The organism is Herbaspirillum sp. AP02, assembly GCF_015767275.1.
Classification (GTDB): Bacteria; Pseudomonadota; Gammaproteobacteria; order Burkholderiales; family Burkholderiaceae_D; genus Herbaspirillum.
Genome location: NZ_JADWMY010000001.1, coordinates 535,053 through 552,305, shown reverse-complemented (window position 1 = coordinate 552,305; position 17,253 = coordinate 535,053). Strand labels below are relative to the sequence as shown.

Below are 17,253 nucleotides of genomic sequence, written 5' to 3'. Positions count from 1 at the left end.
ACGCGCCCGATGTCCGCCCTCCTGGCCGATGCCGGCGCCGCAATGCCGCCCGTGGCAGTGACGGACGTTCGTGTGCCGGCGGCCGCGGTCGGCCTTCTTGGATTGATAGGATTCGGATTTCTTCGATGAGCAGCTTCTCCCAGCCGACCATGCCACACGGCGCCCACGATGGCGCCCCCCAGCCAGACAGCCTGAAAGGTCGTGCAGCATGATGATGGATCTCCAGACCAGTCTGATCATTCTCGGCGGCGTCTTCGTCGTCGGTGTCATTTCCTATAACAAGTGGCAGGAGCACAAGGCGCGCAAGACGGTGGAACGCGCCTTTTCGTCGTCCCACGACGATGTGCTGATGTCGCCGGATGAACCGGTACCCGGCGAGCCGGTGTTTGCCACGCCGCCCGCCCAGCGCAGCGCCTCCGCTGCGTCCGCTCTGGCAGAGGAAACGGCCGAGCGCACCGAGCCGTCGCTGTACGATGTCCCCGAGCGCAAGCCCATGCCGGCACCGGTGAAGGCTTACCTGGACCAGGCCGAGTTCGAGCCACGCGAACCCTTCCTGGGTGAGCCACCGGCCGGTGAACTGCCCCGCGCAGCCGACGAGGCCATGCTGGACGAGGCCCTGGCGCAAGCCCCGCAATCGACCGTGGCCCAGGTCATCGCCGGCGCCGAAGACCAGATCGAAGCCGCGCCCGCCTTCACGCCACCGCCGGAAATGCAGGCGCGCCTGGCGCCGCGTCGCGAACTGCCGGTCGACGAACTCATCGACTGCAACATCCCCATCGCCCTGGACAACCCCCTGCGCGGCGACAAGCTGCTGCCACTGCTGCAGAACCTGCGCCATGTTGGCAACAAGCCGGTGCACTTCATCGGCCGCACCACCGAGGGCGACTGGGAAGCGGTGGCCCATGGCAGCATCTACACTGCGTTGCTGGCCGGCGCGCAACTGGCCAACCGCAGCAATGCCCTCAACGAAATCGAATATTCGGAACTGGTCATGCGCTTGCGTGACCTGACCGATTCGCTCTCGGGCGAACCGGAACTGCCGGACATGCCCGACGTGATCCGCACCGCCCAGGCGCTGCATCAGTTCATCGCCGACCACGACGTCCAATTGTCGGTGAATGTGCGCTCGCAAGGCGCACCGTGGAGCCTGGCGACGCTGCTGGCGGCGCTGACCCGCCAGGGCTTCGATCGCCGCACCGAAGGCTTCCTGGTGATGCAGGACGGCGAGGGTGAAGTGCTCTTCGCACTCTCTACCAATGCCACGCCGACCGACGAGACCACCGACCGCCTCACGCTGCTGCTGGATGTGCCGCGGGTGTCGCCGGCACGTGACGGCTATGGCGCGCTGGTGGCCTGCGCCCGTTCGCTGGCGCAGCGCCTGGGTGGCGTGATCGTCGACGATAGCGACCAGCCCCTTTCCGATGAAGCCCTGGCCGATATCGCCGAACAGGTCGCCGCCTTCTACAGCGCCATGGAATCGGCCGAGATCGCAGCCGGCTCCACCCGTGCCTTGCGCCTGTTCAGCTAAGGCCCCGTTCCTACTCCTCCACGATGCAAGCAGATCTGTTTTCCGCCGGCCGGCCCCCGCAAGGGGCGCCGGACTGGCTGGTGCGCGCCTTCGCGCTGCGCGCCGACCTGAACCGCCACAACCACAGCTACTACGTGCTGGACCAGCCCAGCATTCCGGATGCCGAATATGACCGGCTGTTCCAGGAACTGCAGGCGCTGGAAACCGCCCACCCCGAACTGCTCACTCCGGATTCGCCTACCCAGCGTGTGGGTGCCGGCCCCTTGCCGCAATTCGAGCCGGTGCGCCATGCAGTGCCGATGCTGTCGCTGGGCAATGGTTTTTCCGATGAAGACATCGAAGCCTTCGATAAGCGGGTGCGCGATGGGCTGGAAAGCCTGCAGGAAGTGCGCTATGCCACCGAACTTAAATTCGACGGCCTGGCCATCAGCCTACGCTACGAAAACGGCATGCTGGTCCAGGCCGCCACCCGGGGCGACGGCACGACCGGCGAAAACGTCACCGCCAACATCCGCACCGTGCGCGCCATTCCCTTGCGCTTGCATGGGGAGCAGGTGCCGCAGGTGCTCGACGTGCGCGGTGAAGTGCTGATGTACAAGAGCGACTTTGCGCGCCTGAACCAGCGTCAGCGCGATGCCGGCCAGAAGGAGTTCGCCAATCCCCGCAACGCCGCTGCCGGCAGCCTGCGCCAGCTGGATTCGCGCATCACCGCCCAGCGCACGCTGCGCTTCTTCGCCTATGGCATCGGCGTGCTGGAGGGCGCCGAGATGCCGGCTTCGCATTCGGCGCTGCTGGATTGGTACCAGGAGTTGGGGTTGCCGGTATGCAAGGAGCGCGCCGTGGTCACGGGCGCGGCCGGGCTGCTGGATTTCTTCCGCGGCATCGGTGCCAAGCGCGACAGCCTGCCCTACGAGATCGACGGCGTGGTCTACAAGGTGGACCGGCTGGATCAGCAAAAATACCTGGGCTTCGTCTCGCGCGCGCCGCGCTTTGCGCTGGCCCATAAATTCCCGGCGCAGGAAGCGCTGACGGTGGTGCAGGATATCGAGGTGCAGGTCGGCCGCACCGGTGCCATCACCCCGGTGGCCCGTCTCAACCCGGTCTTCGTGGGCGGCGTGACCGTCACCAATGCCACCCTGCATAACGAGGATGAGGTGCGCCGCAAGGATATCCAGATCGGCGACACCGTCATCGTGCGGCGTGCCGGGGATGTGATTCCGGAAGTGGTCGCCTACGTGCCCGAGAAGCGCCCGGCCGACGCCCGCGCCTTCATCATGCCCACGACCTGCCCGGTGTGCGGCTCGCCCATCGTGCGTGCCGAGGATGAGGCGGTGGCGCGTTGCTCCGGTGGCTGGCTCAAGTGTGCGGCCCAGCGCAAGGGCGGCCTGCAGCACTTCGCCTCGCGTCGCGCCATGGATATCGAGGGCCTGGGCGAGCAACTGGTGGAACAGCTGGTCGATCGCCAAGTGGTCAACACCCCGGCCGACCTCTATCGGCTGGGCCTGTCGGCACTGTCCGAACTGGACCGCATGGCGGAGAAATCGGCGCAGAACGTGCTGGACGCGCTGCAGAAGTCCAAGACCACCACGCTGGCGCGCTTCATCTATGCCCTGGGCATCCGCCACGTGGGCGAGGCCACGGCCAAGGAACTGGCGCGCCATTTCGGCGGCATCGACAAGCTGCTGGTCGCCAGCGAAGAGCAATTGCTGGAAGTGGCCGACATCGGCCCGGTGGTGGCCAGTTCGCTGCGTGCCTTCTTCAGTGATCCGCTCAACGTGGAGCTGGTCGAGCAATTGCGCGCTGTCGGCGTACACTGGCCCGAAAGTGCAGGTGCGGATGTCGGAGCCAAGCACCTGGCCGGCAAGACCTTTGTGTTGACCGGCAGCCTGCCCAACCTGTCGCGTGACCAGGCCTCGCAGTTGATCGAGGCGGCCGGCGGCAAGGTGTCGGGCTCGGTGTCCAAGAAGACCAGCTATGTAGTGGCCGGCGCCGAAGCCGGCAGCAAGCTGGCCAAGGCTGAAGAGCTGGGATTGACCATCCTGGACGAGGATGCCCTGAAGGCACTGTGTGCAGGCCAGGGTGGTGAGAGCGATGAGGACAGTGAAGGCGGCGACGCTGCCCCCCCGGCGTAATTACCTTGTCTTTTTATTCATATACAATGCGCCACCATTACATTCCCGTTCAGTCGGGGCTGCTCTGCAAGAGCAGACGATAACGAATTACCAAGACCCATTCCTACCTCGGAGTCATGATGATCAAGAAGATCAAGAAAGCCGTCTTTCCCGTCGCCGGTCTCGGCAGCCGCTTCCTGCCCGCTACCAAGGCACAGCCCAAGGAAATGCTGCCCATCGTCGACAAGCCGCTGATCCATTACGCAGTCGAAGAAGCGGTGGCTGCCGGCATCACCGAGATGGTGTTCATCACCGGCCGTAACAAGCGCGCCATCGAAGACCACTTCGACAAGGCCTATGAACTGGAAAGCGAACTGGAAGCCGCCGGCAAGAAAAAGCTGCTGGAAATCGTCCAGAACGTGGTACCGAAGAACGTCAATTGCATCTTCATCCGTCAGTCCGAGCCGCTGGGGCTGGGCCACGCCGTGCTGTGCGCGCGTCCGGTGGTGGGCGAGGAACCCTTTGCGGTGCTGCTGGCCGACGACTTCATGGACACCGACGAAGGTGTCAAGCCGGTGCTGGCACAGATGACCGACATCTATGCCCGCGAAGGCATGAGCATGCTGGCGGTGCAGGAAGTCCCCAAGAGCGAAACGCGCCAATATGGCATCGTCAGCGCCACGCCTTATCAGCCCGACCTCGAGCGCGTCAATGCCATCGTCGAGAAGCCGGCGCCGGAAGAGGCACCGTCCACGCTGGCGGTGGTCGGTCGCTATGTGCTCAACAGCCGCATCTTCCACTACCTGGAAAACATCCCGCGTGGTGCCGGTGGCGAGATCCAGCTCACTGATGGCATTGCCAAGCTGATGCAGGCCGAGTCGGTACTGGCCTATCGTTATCAGGGACAGCGCTATGATTGCGGTTCCAAGCTGGGTTACCTGAAGGCCATGGTCGCCATGGGCCTGAAGCATCCGGAGACCGGTCCGGCCTTCGCGCAATACCTGCAGGAAGTGGCCAACAAGCAGCGCTGAGCAGGGAGTCGCCGAACGCGACTTCGATCACACACTGACGCCCGGCCCGACCGGGCGTCTTTCATGGAGAAATTGGATGGCGATACGCGAGATTCTCAAGATGGGCGACCCGCGCCTGCTGCGCCAGGCGCAGCTGGTGACGGAGTTCGGCACGCCCGAGCTGGCGCGGCTGGTCGACGACATGTTCGAGACCATGCGCGCCGTCAATGGCGCAGGATTGGCCGCGCCCCAGATCGGCGTCGATCTGCAGCTGGTGATCTTCGGTTTCGGCCACAACCAGCGCTATCCGGATGCCCCGGCCGTGCCCGAGACGGTGCTGATCAACCCCATCCTCACCCCTCTCTCGGACCAGGAAGAGGACGGCTGGGAGGGCTGCCTGTCGGTGCCCGGCATGCGTGGCGTGGTGCCGCGCTGGAGCCGTCTGCGCTACCAGGGCGTGGACCAGAACGGCAATGTGATCGACCGCACCGTGGATGGCTTCCATGCCCGCGTAGTGCAGCACGAGTGCGACCACCTGCTGGGCATCCTGTATCCGATGCGCATTCGCGACTTCCGGCAATTCGGCTTTACCGAAGTCCTGTTCCCCGAACTGGACCCCAGCCAGGATGACTGATCCGCAAGCCTGAGTCGGCCATAAAAAAAGCATCCCGGCAAGACGCCGGGATGCTTCATGGATTGCACCCGCACCCGCAGGGCGGGTTCGGGCTCAGTGGCTTCCCTTGACGCGGGCGTCGATGTGCGCCAGCGCCTCTTCCACCTGGTCGATCAGGATCAGGCACAGGTCGCCCGGCTGCAGCGAGGCCAGGGCGGTATCGATGGCGACGAATTCGCCGTCGATTTCCTTGATGTCGCTGGTGCGGCTGGCCTTTTCCAGGCCCTGGCGCAGCAGGGCGATCACTTCGCCGTCCTCGCGGCCGCGCTGGCACTGGTCCTGGTACAGCACCACTTCATCGAAGGCATCGCCCAGCAGTTCGGTCTGGCGGGTGATGTCGACGTCGCGGCGGTCACCCGCACCGCTGATGACCACCGAGCGGCGCTTGGCGGGCATGCTGTCAACGGCCTTGATGAGGGCCTGGATGGCATCCGGATTGTGACCGTAGTCGGCGATCAGGGTGGCACCCTTGTAATCGAACAGGTTGAAGCGGCCCGGTGCGGTACCGCTGTCGCTGATGAAGCTGGCCAGGGCGCCGGTGATCTGCTCCCAGTCCAGGTTCAAGGCCCAGGCCGCGCCGACCGAGGCCATCACGTTCTCGACCTGGAAGCCGATGGCGCCGGCACGGGTGAGGGGGATGCCGGACAGTTTCAGGCGTTTCTCGAATGTGCCCTGGGCTGCCACGATGACGTCGCCGTCCTGGTAGACGATGCGATGGCCCTGGGCACGATGCGTCGCCATGATGGGATGGTTGGGGTCGAGCGCGAAGAAGGTCACCGAACCGGGGCAGGAGGACGCCATCTTGGCCACCATGGGGTCGGCCGCATTGAGCACCGCCGTGCCGGTCGGCGCGACGTTTTCGACGATGACGCGCTTGACCACGGCCAGGTCTTCCACGGTGCTGATGTAGGACAGGCCCAGGTGGTCACCCATGCCGATATTGGTGACCACGGCCACGGCGCAGCGGTCGAAACCCAGGCCTTCACGCAGCACGCCGCCACGTGCAGTTTCCAGCACGGCCGCATCGACTTCCGGGTGGAACAGCACGTTGCGGGCGCTGCGCGGGCCGCTGCAGTCGCCGGTGTCGGTGCGCAGTCCATCGATATAGACGCCATCGGTATTGGTCATGCCCACGCGCAGGCCGGTCTTGGCCAGCAGATGGGTGATCAGGCGCACCGTGGTGGTCTTGCCGTTGGTGCCGGCCACGGCGACCACGGGGATGCGGCCATCGTCGCCGTCTTCATACATGGTCGAGACGATGGCTTCGCCGACGTCACGCGCCTTGCCGTAGGAGGGCGAGAGGTGCATGCGCAGGCCGGGCGCGGCATTGACTTCGACGATGCCGCCACCTTGCTCTTCCAGCGACATGTGTACCGAGTTACAGACTACGTCCACGCCGCAGATGTCCAGGCCCACCATCTGCGCCGCCGCGATGGCACGCGCGGCTACGTCCGGGTGGACGTCGTCGGTGACATCGGTGGCAGTGCCGCCGGTGGACAGGTTGGCGTTGTTGCGCAGGACCACGCGCACGCCCTGGGCGGGGATGGATTCGGGGTCCAGGTTCTGGCCCGACAGCACCAGCAGGGCGATATCGTCGAGGCGGATCTTGGTCAGCGAGGTGGCGTGGCCATCACCGCGCAGCGGGTCGGCGTTGACCTGATCGATCAACTGGCGGATGGTGTGCACGCCGTCGCCGATGACTTGGGGTGGATCGCGGCGGGCGGCCGCCACCAGGGTCTTGCCGATCACCAGCAGACGGAAGTCGTGGCCGGGCAGGTAGCGCTCGACGATCACTTCATCGCTGATCAGGGCGGCGTTGTTGAAGGCACGGGTGATCTGTTCCGGGGTGCTGATGTTGACCGCCACGCCCTTGCCCTGGTTGCCGTCCAGCGGCTTGATGACCACTGCCGAACCGATTTCCTCGGCGGCCTTGAGCGCGTCTTCGGCCGTGGTGACCACGCGACCATTGGGCACCGGTACGCCGGCGGCGTGCAGCAGCATCTTGGTCAGGTCCTTGTCCTGGGCGATGGATTCGGCGATGGCGCTGGTGTTGCTGGTCTCGGCGGCCTGGATGCGTTTCTGCCGGCTGCCCCAGCCGAATTGCACCATGCTGCCCTGGGTCAGGCGGCGATAGGGAATGCCGCGCTTGATGGCGGCATTGACGATGGAGCCGGTGGAGGGGCCCAGGCGCACGTCCTCGTCCAGTTCGCGGATGCGGGTGAGCGCGGCGATCAGGTCGAAGGGGGCATCGGCCTGGGCCGCCTGCACCAGTTGCAGCGCCAGGTCAAAGGCCAGGCGGCCGACTTCTTCTTCGCTGTATTCCACCACCACCTGGTAGATGCCGGTCTCGACGGTCGATACCGTGCGGCTGAAGGTCACCGGGCAGCCGGCCTGCGATTGCAGGGCCAGCGCCGCGGCGGCCAGCGCGTGGGCCATCGACACCACCTGCTTGCCGCCATCGGGTTCGAGGAAGCCGATCTGCGGGAAGCGGGCGCGCAGGCGCAGTTCGAAGCCGGGCATGTCGTCGATGACGCGCTCGTGTTCCGGGCAGGAAACGATGGCTTCGATGGCGGTGTGTCTGCTCCAGAGATTGGGGCCGCGCAGGGCGCGAATGCGGGATACGTCCATGGACAAGTTTTCCTAGGTGTCTCTTGATCTTGAATCGGTCTGTCTTGCGGTGCCGGTGCAGCTGGTGGCCGCGCCTTATGCCACCTGGCTCTTGAACTTCAGGCCTTGCTCTTCGGCCCGTTCGGTACCGAAGAGCTCGATGCCGGCGCGAATCACTTCGGGGCCGATGCCCAGCGCCCAGGCAGCACCTACGGCGGCCAGCACGTTCTCGACCTGATAGGCGACGGCGCCGTTTTCGGTCAGCGGGATGGCATCCACCGAGCTGACCTTGCATTCGCGTTGGCCGTCGGCCTGGATCAGGTCCCCGCCGCGCAGGAACACGGCGCGGCCGCCTTCCTTCAAGTGGCCGGCCAGCAGTTCGGAGGCCGGGTCGGTGCTGAAGAAGATCACCTCGCCATCGCACAGCTGGGCCATGTCGGCCACCAGCGGGTCGTCGGCATTGAGCACGGCCGCGCCATCGGGCAGGACCAGGTCGACCTGGGTGCGCTTGACCTTGGTGGCGATCTGTTCGGCGTTCTCGATGTAGAACTCGGGCAGGCTGTCGTTGGGGTCGATGTTGGCGACCACGCCTACCAGGCAGCGGTCGTAGGCCAGGCCTTCGGCCAGGACGGCAGCGCTGCCGTTCTCGAACACGGCGGCTTCCACGGCGCGGTTCAGCAGCACGCGGTGCGCGGCATCCCAGTTGGCGCGGTTGCCGCGTTCGATCTGGCGTTCGCCGAAGTACAGGCCATCGCCGCAGGCCAGGCCCACGTGCTTGCCCGAGAGGTGCACGATGCGCGCGATCAGGCGCGAGATGGTGGTCTTGCCGTGGGTGCCGGTGACGCCGACGATGGGGATGCGGCCGTTTTCTTCCGGGCCGAACAGGTTGTCGATGATGGCCTCGCCAACCGGACGCGGCTTGCCGTCGGAAGGCTTCAAGTGCATCAGCAGGCCGGGGCCGGCATTGACTTCGACGATGGCACCGCCCTGGTCGGCCAGCGGGCGCGAGATGTCTTCGGCCACGATGTCCACGCCGGCGATGTCCAGGCCGACGATGCGTGCGGCCAGCGAGGCGGCGGCGGCCACGCTGGGGTGGACCAGGTCGGTGATGTCGGAGGAAACGTTGCCATTGCGCAGCAACAGGATGCGGCGGCCGGCGGCGGGGATCGACTCGGTGGTCAGCTCCTGGCGTTGCAGTTCCAGCGCGGCAGCCGGTTCGCGTTCCAGCAGTACCGGGTCCAGCAGATGTTCTTCCAGCAGGCCGCGACGCGGGTCGCGGTTCAGTTCGTCCAGCAAGTCCTGGACGGTGGACTTGCCATCGCCGACGATGAAGATGGGTTCGCCACGGGCCGCTGCAGCCAGCTTGCCGCCGACGATCAGCAGGCGGTGTTCCAGGCCTGGCACGAAGCGTTCGACCAGTACACCGCTGCCTTCTTCCAGCGCGACCTTGTAGGCGGTCTCGATTTCCTCGCGGGTGTTCAGGTCGATGAAGACGCCACGGCCATGGTTGGCATCGCAGGGCTTGACGACCACCGGCAGGCCGATGTCCTGGGCAGCATCCCAGGCGTCTTCGGGGCTTTCCACCAGACGACCTTCAGGGACGGGTACGCCGCAGGTCTCCAGCAGCGACTTGGTCAGGTCCTTGTCGCGCGAGATGCCTTCGGCGATGGCGCTGGTCTGGTCGGATTCGGCAGTCCAGATGCGACGTGACTTGCAGCCGTGGCCCAGTTGCACCAGGTTGCCTTCGGACAGGCGGATGGTGGGGATGCGGCGCTCGTCGGCGGCGTCCACGATGCAGGCGGTGCTGGGGCCCAGGCACAGGCGGTCCACCATGCGGCGCAGCTTGGAGAGGGTGCCGTCGAGGTCGTAAGGACGATCTTCGATGGCAGCCATCACCAGATCGCGGGCGGCGAAGAGGGCGGCGCGGGTGACGGTTTCGTGGCGGGCACGCACCACCACCTTGTAGACGCCCCGAACATTGGTTTCGCGGGCCTTGCCGAAGCCGCCGGGCAGGCCGGCCAGGTTCTGCAGTTCCAGGGTGACGTGTTCCAGGATGTGGCCGGGCCAGGTGCCCTCGTGCAGGCGGCGCACGAAGCCGCCGCGCTCTTCATAGCTGCAGCGGTGTTCGATCAGGGTCGGCAGCCAGGTGGTCAGGCGGTCCGGGAAGCCGGGAATGGTGTTGGAGGGGCAGTCTTCCAGTTCGCCGATATCGATCCACACTTCGAGAGCGGAACGGTAAGTCCAGATGTTCGGACCCTTGAGGTTCAGGAAACGGAGGAATTCGATATTTTTCATGTGTGGTTGGTGTGCCGCTGTGTTGGCCTAAGCCTGGATTGCCGAAGCTGCTGAAGTGCCGATGCTGCCCGTACTGCAGGTACCGCAGATACATTTGTCGCCGCCGTCATGTGAAGCCCGGCGCAGGCCGGTCAGCACTCTGTCAGAATAGCGCATGGTTCACTAACGCGCAGGGCGGCGTTTGGTTTACTGGATACGACAGAACGACGCCTGATTTTCTTGTCTGGGAGAAAGGCGACTGCCTGGCCTCGGTCCGGGCGGCGGATCAACGGGGCGCAGGAACGGGACGAAAGTCATCTGTGTATTTATGCAGGGGGGAAGGAAGTGAACGATATTGTCGCAGACTGTTCCCCGATCGTGCTAAGCCGGACACAAAAAACGCTTCGGCGACGGCGTCATGTCATTCGCATCGGACGGGAAAGCATCTATCGATGTCTGCCCCGGTGCACCGATTTGCCGGTTCTCGCGTTATCGGATGACGCTGGTCGCCCACCTGGCATGCACGATGCCGGCGGGGAGCGAAGGGCGCTGCGCTATAATCGCGCGCTGCTCGCCGCTGAGGCGTTGCAAGCGGTCCGACGAGACCTGCTCATCCATAAAACAATAGCCAAACTGCTCACTTCGGGCCTCAACGTTGCCGTTACATGACTACTGACTCACATCCTTCCGCGACCGCCAGCCTGCCCGAGCGCTGGCAAACGGAAACCGCTGCCCGCCTGGCGCCTGGCGAAGCCGTGCTGGCCTGGCTGGAACTGGACCTGGACCTGGACGCCCAGCTGCAATTCTCCCGTTCGCTGGTGCTGGCGACCGACCGCCGCCTGCTCTCCAGCTCTGCCGACGGTCGCGTCTGGCAGGAATGGACCTACGGATCCGATCTGCAATTGAAACACCATGACCATGCTGGCGTGGGGACGCTGGAACTGTGCGACAGTGCTGGCCGCCTGGCGGCCTGGCGCTACACGCTGGCGCAGAACCCGCAGGCGCTGCGCCTGATCAAGTTGTTCGAGCAGCAACGCGACCTGCTGGCCTCGGGCGTGCAGGCTGAGGAGGAGGGCGATGTCTGCCCAACCTGCAAGGCGGTCCTGCCGGAAGGCCAGGAAACCTGTGCCATCTGCCCCGAGACCAAGGAAGCGCCGCCGTCCACCTGGGCGCTGTTCCGCCTGTCGCGCTTTGCCAAGCCCTACAAGGGCTCGCTGCTGCTGGGCTTCCTGCTGACGCTGGCCTCGACTGCCGCCACCCTGGTGCCGCCCTACATGACCATGCCGCTGATGGACAATGTACTGATCCCGTTCCAGAACGGTACGCCCATCGATACCCATCTGGCCACGCTCTATCTGTCGGGCCTGCTGGGCGCGGCGCTGCTGGCCTGGGGCCTGGGCTGGGCGCGCACCTACATCCTGGCGCTGGTGTCCGAGCGCATCGGGGCCGACCTGCGCACCACCACCTATGCGCACCTGCTGCGGCTGTCGCAGGAATATTTCGGCGGCAAGCGTACCGGCGACCTGATGGCGCGCATCGGCTCCGAGACCGACCGCATCTGCGTCTTCCTTTCGCTGCACCTGCTGGACTTCGCCATTGATGTGCTGATGATCATCATGACGGCGGCCATCCTGATCTCCATCAATCCCTGGCTGGCGCTGGTGACCCTGTTGCCGCTGCCCTTCATCGCCTGGATGATCCATGTGGTGCGCGACCGCCTGCGTCACGGCTTCGAGAAGATCGACCGCATCTGGTCTGAGGTGACCAACGTGCTGGCCGATACCATCCCCGGCATCCGCGTGGTCAAGGCCTTCGCCCAGGAAAAGCGCGAAGTGGCCCGTTTTCGCGAGGCCAACCGCCACAACCTGATGGTCAATGACCGGGTCAACAAGATCTGGTCGCTGTTTACGCCGACCGTCACCTTCCTGACCGAAGTGGGTCTGCTGGTGGTGTGGGTGTTCGGGATCTGGCAGGTCTCCAGCAACCAGATCACGGTGGGTGTGCTGACGGCCTTCCTGGCCTACATCAGCCGCTTCTATACGCGCCTGGATTCGATGAGCCGCATCGTGTCGGTCACGCAGAAGGCGGCCGCCGGCGCCAAGCGCATCTTCGACATCCTGGATCACGTCTCCAGCGTGCCGGAGCCGGCCAACCCGGTGCACCTGGAAAAGGTGCAGGGTGCCATCGAAGTACGCAATATCGGCTTCCGCTACGGCAACCGCGCGGTGATCCGCAACATGAGCCTGTCGATTGCCCCGGGCGAGATGATCGGCCTGGTCGGCCACAGCGGTTCGGGCAAGTCGACCATGGTCAACCTGATCTGCCGTTTCTACGATGTCTCCGAAGGGGCGATCCGCATCGATGGCGTGGACATCCGCTCGCTGCCGATTTCCGAATACCGCCGCAACATCGGGCTGGTGCTGCAGGAGCCTTTCCTGTTCTTCGGCACGATCGCCGAGAACATCGCCTACGGCAAGCCCGAGGCCAGCCGCGAGGAAATCATCGCCGCCGCCCGTGCCGCCCATGCCCACGAATTCATCCTGCGCCTGCCGCAGGGTTACGATTCGCTGGTCGGCGAACGCGGGCAGGCGCTGTCGGGCGGCGAGCGCCAGCGCATCTCGATTGCACGGGCGCTGCTGATCGATCCGCGCATCCTGATCCTGGATGAGGCCACTTCCTCGGTCGATACCACCACCGAAAAGGAAATCCAGAAAGCCCTGGACAACCTGGTGCAAGGCCGGACCACGATCGCCATTGCCCACCGCCTGTCCACGCTGCGCAAGGCGGACCGCCTGGTGGTGCTGGATCGCGGCCAGGTGGTCGAGGTCGGCAATCATGAAGAACTGATGGCCCGCGAAGGGCATTACTACAAGCTCTACCAGGCCCAGGCGCGCAATCCCGACGGGGATGCCGACGTCTCGGTGAGCGACGAAGAGAAGGGCGATTGAAGCCATGACCACTACCACCCTTGCCCAGCCGTCCTGGCATCTGCAGCGCAATAGCTTCGGCCGCCTGGTGCTCACCGATGCTGACGGCGTGGCCCATGAGAACGTGATTCCGGTGCGTGCCTTTCCGGTCTCTGCGCCGGATCGCGGCCTGTCGCTGGTCAGCAGCGATGGCCATGAACTGGCCTGGATCGATACGTTGGATGAGCTCGCCGGGAGCGCGCGCCAGTTCATCGAGGAAGAGCTGGCCAGCCGCGAATTCATGCCCGAGATCGAGCGCATCGTCAGCGTCTCGACCTTCGCCACGCCCAGCGACTGGACCGTGCAGACCACCCGTGGCACCACGACCTTCACCCTCAAGGGGGAAGAGGATATCCGCCGCCTGGCGGCACCGGCGCTCCTGATTGCCGACAGCCACGGCATCCAGTTCCTGATCCGCGACCAGAAGGCGCTGGACAAGACGAGCCGCAAGATCCTGGATCGCTTCCTCTGATCCTTTTTCTGCCAGGCACAAAGCAACGGCCCTGATGGTGAGTCAGGGCCGTTCTTGTTTGCGGGCAGTGATCTGAACTTCTAGAACTTTTCGTCAGGCCGCAGATAGCGCCATTGCCCCACCGGCAGCTCGCCCAGCTTGACGCCGCCGATGCGCACGCGTTTCAGGCCGATCACCTTCAGTCCCACCATGTCGCACATGCGGCGGATCTGGCGTTTCTTGCCTTCACGCAGGATAAAGCGCAACTGGTCTTCGTTCTGCCAGGCCACCTTGGCCGGGCGCAGCGGCTTGCCGTCCATGATGAGGCCATGGTTGAGGCGCTTGAGGTCGGACTCGGGCAGCTTGCCGGGGCGGGTGTATTGCACCCGCACCAGGTATTCCTTGTCGACCGCCGAGTCCTCGCCGATCAGTTGCTTGGCAATGCGGCCGTCCTGGGTCAGCACCAGCAGGCCGACGGAGTCGATGTCCAGTCGCCCGGCCGGTACCAGGCTCTTCAGCTGGCGCGGGTGGTAGCGCATGTCGGTCTGGTCTTCGGCCCAGCGCGATTGTTCGTTGACCAGCACCACGGCGGGCTTGTAGCCGTCTTCGGCCTGGCCGCTGACGTAGCCCATGGGCTTGTTGATCAGGATCGTCACGCGCTGCGCCTGTTCGGCGCTAGCCTGACGTTCCACGGTGACCTTCTGGTGCGGCAGCACCTTGCTGCCCAGCACCGACACCACCACGCCGTCGACCCGCACCCAGCCCTTTTCTATCCATTCGTCTGCCTCGCGGCGCGAGCACAGGCCGAGTTCGGACATGCGTTTGGAAAGTCGTACAGGTTCAGTCATGGGGATTGCCTTGCGAAAAACAGGGAGCCGGCCAGCGGCGAGGGTGAGATTGTAAGGCCGGCAAGGCCGGCGCGCCAGACTGGCGGCGGCCCTGCCGGTGCAGGTGGGGTCAGATGCGCAGGGTATGCAATAGTTCGGTTTCCAGCAGGATCTGGTTGCGCGGCTGGGACAGGCCCGGGCCGTCGATCAGGAACACGTCTTCCACCCGCTCGCCCAGGGTCATCACCTTGGCGGTGTGCAGGTTGATCCGGTACTTGGCCAGCACGTTGGAAATCGAGTACAGCAGGCCGGCGCGGTCATTGGCCGAGACCGACAGCAGGTAGTACTGACCGCGTTCGTCCGGACGCAGATCCACCGAGGGATTGACCGGGAAGGTGCGCGACAGGCGCGACAGGCGGGCCTTGGAAGGGGGCGGCAGCGGCTGCTCCGACTGCAGCAGGGCGCCCAGTTCGTGTTCGATCAGGTTGATGATGTCGCGGTAGTTCTTGGCGAACACCGGGGCATTGATGAGGAAGGCATCCAGCGCGTAGTTGTTGCGGGTGGTGTGGATCTTGGCGTCGAAGATACTGAAGCTTTTTTCATCGAAATAGCTGCAGATGCGCGCGAACAGGTCGGGGCGGTCGGGCGTATAGACGGCCACCTGCACGCCTTCGCCGATGGGCGCCAGGCGGCAGCGTACCAGCGGCACTCCAGTATCGACCTTGTCGTAGAAGCAGCGCGTCTGCCAGGCGATATCGGAGGCGTCGTGGCGCAGGAAGTAGGCCACGTCCAGCTGCTTCCACAGCTGTTCGTGGGCGTCGGCCGGCAGACCGTACAGGCGCAGGGTCTTGATGGCTTCCTGCTGGGTATTCTTGAGCTCGCGGTCGGCCGAGGGCGCTTCGCCGCCCAGCACGCGCAGGGTCATGCGATACAGGTCTTCCAGCAGCTTGCCCTTCCAGGCGTTCCAGACCTTGGGGCTGGTGCCGCGGATATCGGCCACGGTCAGCAGGTAGAGCGCGGTCAGGTGGCGCTCGTCCTTGACCAGCTGGGCGAAGGCGGTGATGACGTCGGGGTCCGACATGTCCTGCTTCTGCGCCACGTGCGACATGGCCAGGTGCTGCTCGACCAGGAACACGATCAGCTCGGTGTTTTCTTCCGAAATGCCATGCTGCAGGCAGAAGGCCCGCGCATCGGCCATGCCCAGCTTGGAGTGATCGCCGCCACGCCCCTTGGCGATGTCGTGGAACAGGGCGGCGACGTACAGCACCCAGGGCTGGCCGAAGTTGGCCATCAGCTGGCTGCAGAAGGGGTATTCATGCGCATGTTCGCTCATGGTGAAGCGACGTACATTGCGCACCACCATCAGGATGTGCTGGTCCACCGTGTAGACGTGGAACAGGTCGTGCTGCATCTGCCCGACGATCTGGCGGAAATTGGGCAGGTAGCGGCCCAGCACGCTGGTTGCGTTCATCCCGCGCAGGGCATGGGTGATGCCGCGCTTGCTCTGGATGATCTGCATGAACAGGCGATGGTTGTGCGGATCGTTGCGGAAAGCATTGTCGATCTTGAAGCGCGCATGCCAGAGGGCGCGCATGGTGCGGGCCGACATGTCCTTGAGCTCGGGATGCTCGGAGAGCACCAGGAACACCTCCAGCATGGCCGAGGGGGTGTCTTCGAACACCTTGTCATGGGCGATGTCGAGGAAGCCGTTGACCTCGTTGAAACGCTCGTTGATCTGGCGTGGCACCGCCTGCTGCGGGAACAGGTGGGCTTCGATGTTCTGCAGCAGGATGGTGTTCAACTGGGTCACCGCCTTGGCGGCCCAGTAGTAGCGCTGCATCAGGTATTCGCTGGCACGACGGGTATCGGTGGTCTTGAAGCCGAAGGTTTCGGCCAGTTGGGTCTGGATATCGAACACCAGCCGGTCTTCGCGGCGGTCGGTGAGGATGTGCAGGCGGATGCGGATGTCCTTGAAGGCGCGTTCCTTCTGGCGCAACTGGCGCGCCTCCGTGGAGGTCAGCATGCCATGCTCGGCCAGCTCGCCCCAGGAATTGCCAAGGCCGGCCGCCTTGGCGACCCACAGGATCACCTGCAGGTCGCGCAGCCCACCGGGGCTTTCCTTGCAGTTGGGTTCCAGGCTGTAGGGGGTATCTTCATATTTCACGTGGCGCTGGCGCATTTCCAGGGTCTTGGCCTGGAAGAAGGCCAGCGGATCGAGCGCGGCGTGGTAACGCTCCTGCAGACGCTTGAAGAGGGCGCGGTTGCCGGTGACCAGACGCGCTTCCAGCAGGCTGGTCTGGACCGTGATGTCGGCCGCCGATTCGTCCAGGCATTCGTCGATGGTGCGGATGCTATGGCCGATTTCCAGGCCAATGTCCCAGAACAGTTGCACCAGCGACTCCAGCTTTTCCTTCTTGGCGGCGTCCGGCGCCTGGTCCAGCAGGATCAGCACATCCACGTCCGAATGCGGGAACAGTTCGCCGCGACCATAGCCGCCCACGGCCACCAGCGCGGCATTGCCGGACATGCCCAGTTCTTCCCAGGCTTGGGTCAGCGCTTCATCGACGTTGCGGCGCAATTGCGCCAGCAGTTGTTCTGTCTTGTGATTGGACTGGAACACATCGATGGCTTGCTGGCGCGCGGCCTTGAGCTGTTTCTTGAGCGTGATGGCGAGAGTGGGCATCGGTGGCTTCGTTCAAAGGAGGCAGGGCGCCGGGGTGGCGCCATCAACGGTCGGGGCCGCATCCCCATGCGGCCCCGGGCCATTAGCAGGTTTCATGCCGGAAACTGCGGGCGGGGAAGATGG

Annotated in this window: 10 protein-coding genes; 6 read left to right on the top strand and 4 right to left on the bottom strand. The window is 64.7% G+C overall.

The features are described from left to right. Positions 1-208 precede the first annotated feature (208 nt). From I5R65_RS02395 to def, 4 genes are all read left to right on the top strand, one after another. Complete coding sequence (locus I5R65_RS02395; RefSeq protein WP_196872121.1) at positions 209-1,528, top strand: cell division protein ZipA C-terminal FtsZ-binding domain-containing protein; 1,320 nt, start codon at positions 209-211, stop codon at positions 1,526-1,528. A 23-nt stretch (positions 1,529-1,551) separates the two neighbouring features. Next, the gene (ligA, locus tag I5R65_RS02390) at positions 1,552-3,660 is read left to right on the top strand and encodes an NAD-dependent DNA ligase LigA (RefSeq protein WP_196872120.1); all 2,109 of its coding nucleotides are present in this window, start codon (positions 1,552-1,554) and stop codon (positions 3,658-3,660) included. Positions 3,661-3,779: 119 nt separating this feature from the next. After that, positions 3,780-4,670 (top strand): UTP--glucose-1-phosphate uridylyltransferase GalU, encoded by an 891-nt coding sequence (gene galU / locus I5R65_RS02385; RefSeq protein ID WP_196872119.1) that lies wholly within the window; start codon positions 3,780-3,782, stop codon positions 4,668-4,670. A 76-nt stretch (positions 4,671-4,746) separates the two neighbouring features. Then, entirely contained in the window at positions 4,747-5,283 is a 537-nt protein-coding gene (gene def / locus I5R65_RS02380) for a peptide deformylase (protein WP_196872118.1), read from the top strand. A 93-nt stretch (positions 5,284-5,376) separates the two neighbouring features. On the opposite strand, the gene cphA (I5R65_RS02375) is transcribed toward def, so the two are convergent. Together cphA (I5R65_RS02375) and cphA (I5R65_RS02370) are read right to left on the bottom strand one after the other, a co-directional pair. After that, a complete protein-coding gene (gene cphA, locus I5R65_RS02375) occupies positions 5,377-7,950 on the bottom strand; it encodes a cyanophycin synthetase (protein WP_196872117.1) in 2,574 nt (857 codons plus the stop codon). Positions 7,951-8,025: 75 nt separating this feature from the next. Further along, complete coding sequence (gene cphA / locus I5R65_RS02370) at positions 8,026-10,224, bottom strand: cyanophycin synthetase (protein WP_196872116.1); 2,199 nt, start codon at positions 10,222-10,224, stop codon at positions 8,026-8,028. Positions 10,225-10,868: 644 nt separating this feature from the next. On the opposite strand from cphA (I5R65_RS02370), the gene I5R65_RS02365 reads away from it, so the two are divergent. Both I5R65_RS02365 and I5R65_RS02360 read left to right on the top strand, forming a co-directional pair. After that, positions 10,869-13,151: an ABC transporter ATP-binding protein gene (locus tag I5R65_RS02365; RefSeq protein ID WP_196872115.1), complete on the top strand. Its 2,283-nt coding sequence runs from the start codon at positions 10,869-10,871 to the stop codon at positions 13,149-13,151. 4 nt (positions 13,152-13,155) lie between these two features. Further along, complete coding sequence (locus I5R65_RS02360; RefSeq protein WP_196872114.1) at positions 13,156-13,641, top strand: DUF1854 domain-containing protein; 486 nt, start codon at positions 13,156-13,158, stop codon at positions 13,639-13,641. An 80-nt stretch (positions 13,642-13,721) separates the two neighbouring features. Here I5R65_RS02360 and I5R65_RS02355 read toward each other — a convergent pair whose 3' ends face one another. Together I5R65_RS02355 and I5R65_RS02350 are read right to left on the bottom strand one after the other, a co-directional pair. Continuing rightward, on the bottom strand, positions 13,722-14,468 hold the full coding sequence (locus tag I5R65_RS02355; protein WP_196872113.1) for a pseudouridine synthase: 747 nt from the start codon (positions 14,466-14,468) through the stop codon (positions 13,722-13,724). A 109-nt stretch (positions 14,469-14,577) separates the two neighbouring features. Next, a complete protein-coding gene (locus tag I5R65_RS02350) occupies positions 14,578-17,130 on the bottom strand; it encodes a [protein-PII] uridylyltransferase (RefSeq protein ID WP_196872112.1) in 2,553 nt (850 codons plus the stop codon). Positions 17,131-17,253 lie beyond the last annotated feature (123 nt).

Excerpts from the sequence above, each read along its gene's own strand:
- I5R65_RS02395 (WP_196872121.1), top strand. The coding sequence starts at position 209 with ATGATGATGGATCTCCAGACCAGTCTGATCATTCTCGGCGGCGTCTTC.
- galU (WP_196872119.1), top strand. The coding sequence starts at position 3,780 with ATGATCAAGAAGATCAAGAAAGCCGTCTTTCCCGTCGCCGGTCTCGGC.
- ligA (WP_196872120.1), top strand. The coding sequence starts at position 1,552 with ATGCAAGCAGATCTGTTTTCCGCCGGCCGGCCCCCGCAAGGGGCGCCG.
- cphA (WP_196872117.1), bottom strand. The coding sequence starts at position 7,950 with ATGGACGTATCCCGCATTCGCGCCCTGCGCGGCCCCAATCTCTGGAGC.
- I5R65_RS02360 (WP_196872114.1), top strand. The coding sequence starts at position 13,156 with ATGACCACTACCACCCTTGCCCAGCCGTCCTGGCATCTGCAGCGCAAT.
- cphA (WP_196872116.1), bottom strand. The coding sequence starts at position 10,224 with ATGAAAAATATCGAATTCCTCCGTTTCCTGAACCTCAAGGGTCCGAAC.
- I5R65_RS02350 (WP_196872112.1), bottom strand. The coding sequence starts at position 17,130 with ATGCCCACTCTCGCCATCACGCTCAAGAAACAGCTCAAGGCCGCGCGC.
- I5R65_RS02355 (WP_196872113.1), bottom strand. The coding sequence starts at position 14,468 with ATGACTGAACCTGTACGACTTTCCAAACGCATGTCCGAACTCGGCCTG.
- I5R65_RS02365 (WP_196872115.1), top strand. The coding sequence starts at position 10,869 with ATGACTACTGACTCACATCCTTCCGCGACCGCCAGCCTGCCCGAGCGC.
- def (WP_196872118.1), top strand. The coding sequence starts at position 4,747 with ATGGCGATACGCGAGATTCTCAAGATGGGCGACCCGCGCCTGCTGCGC.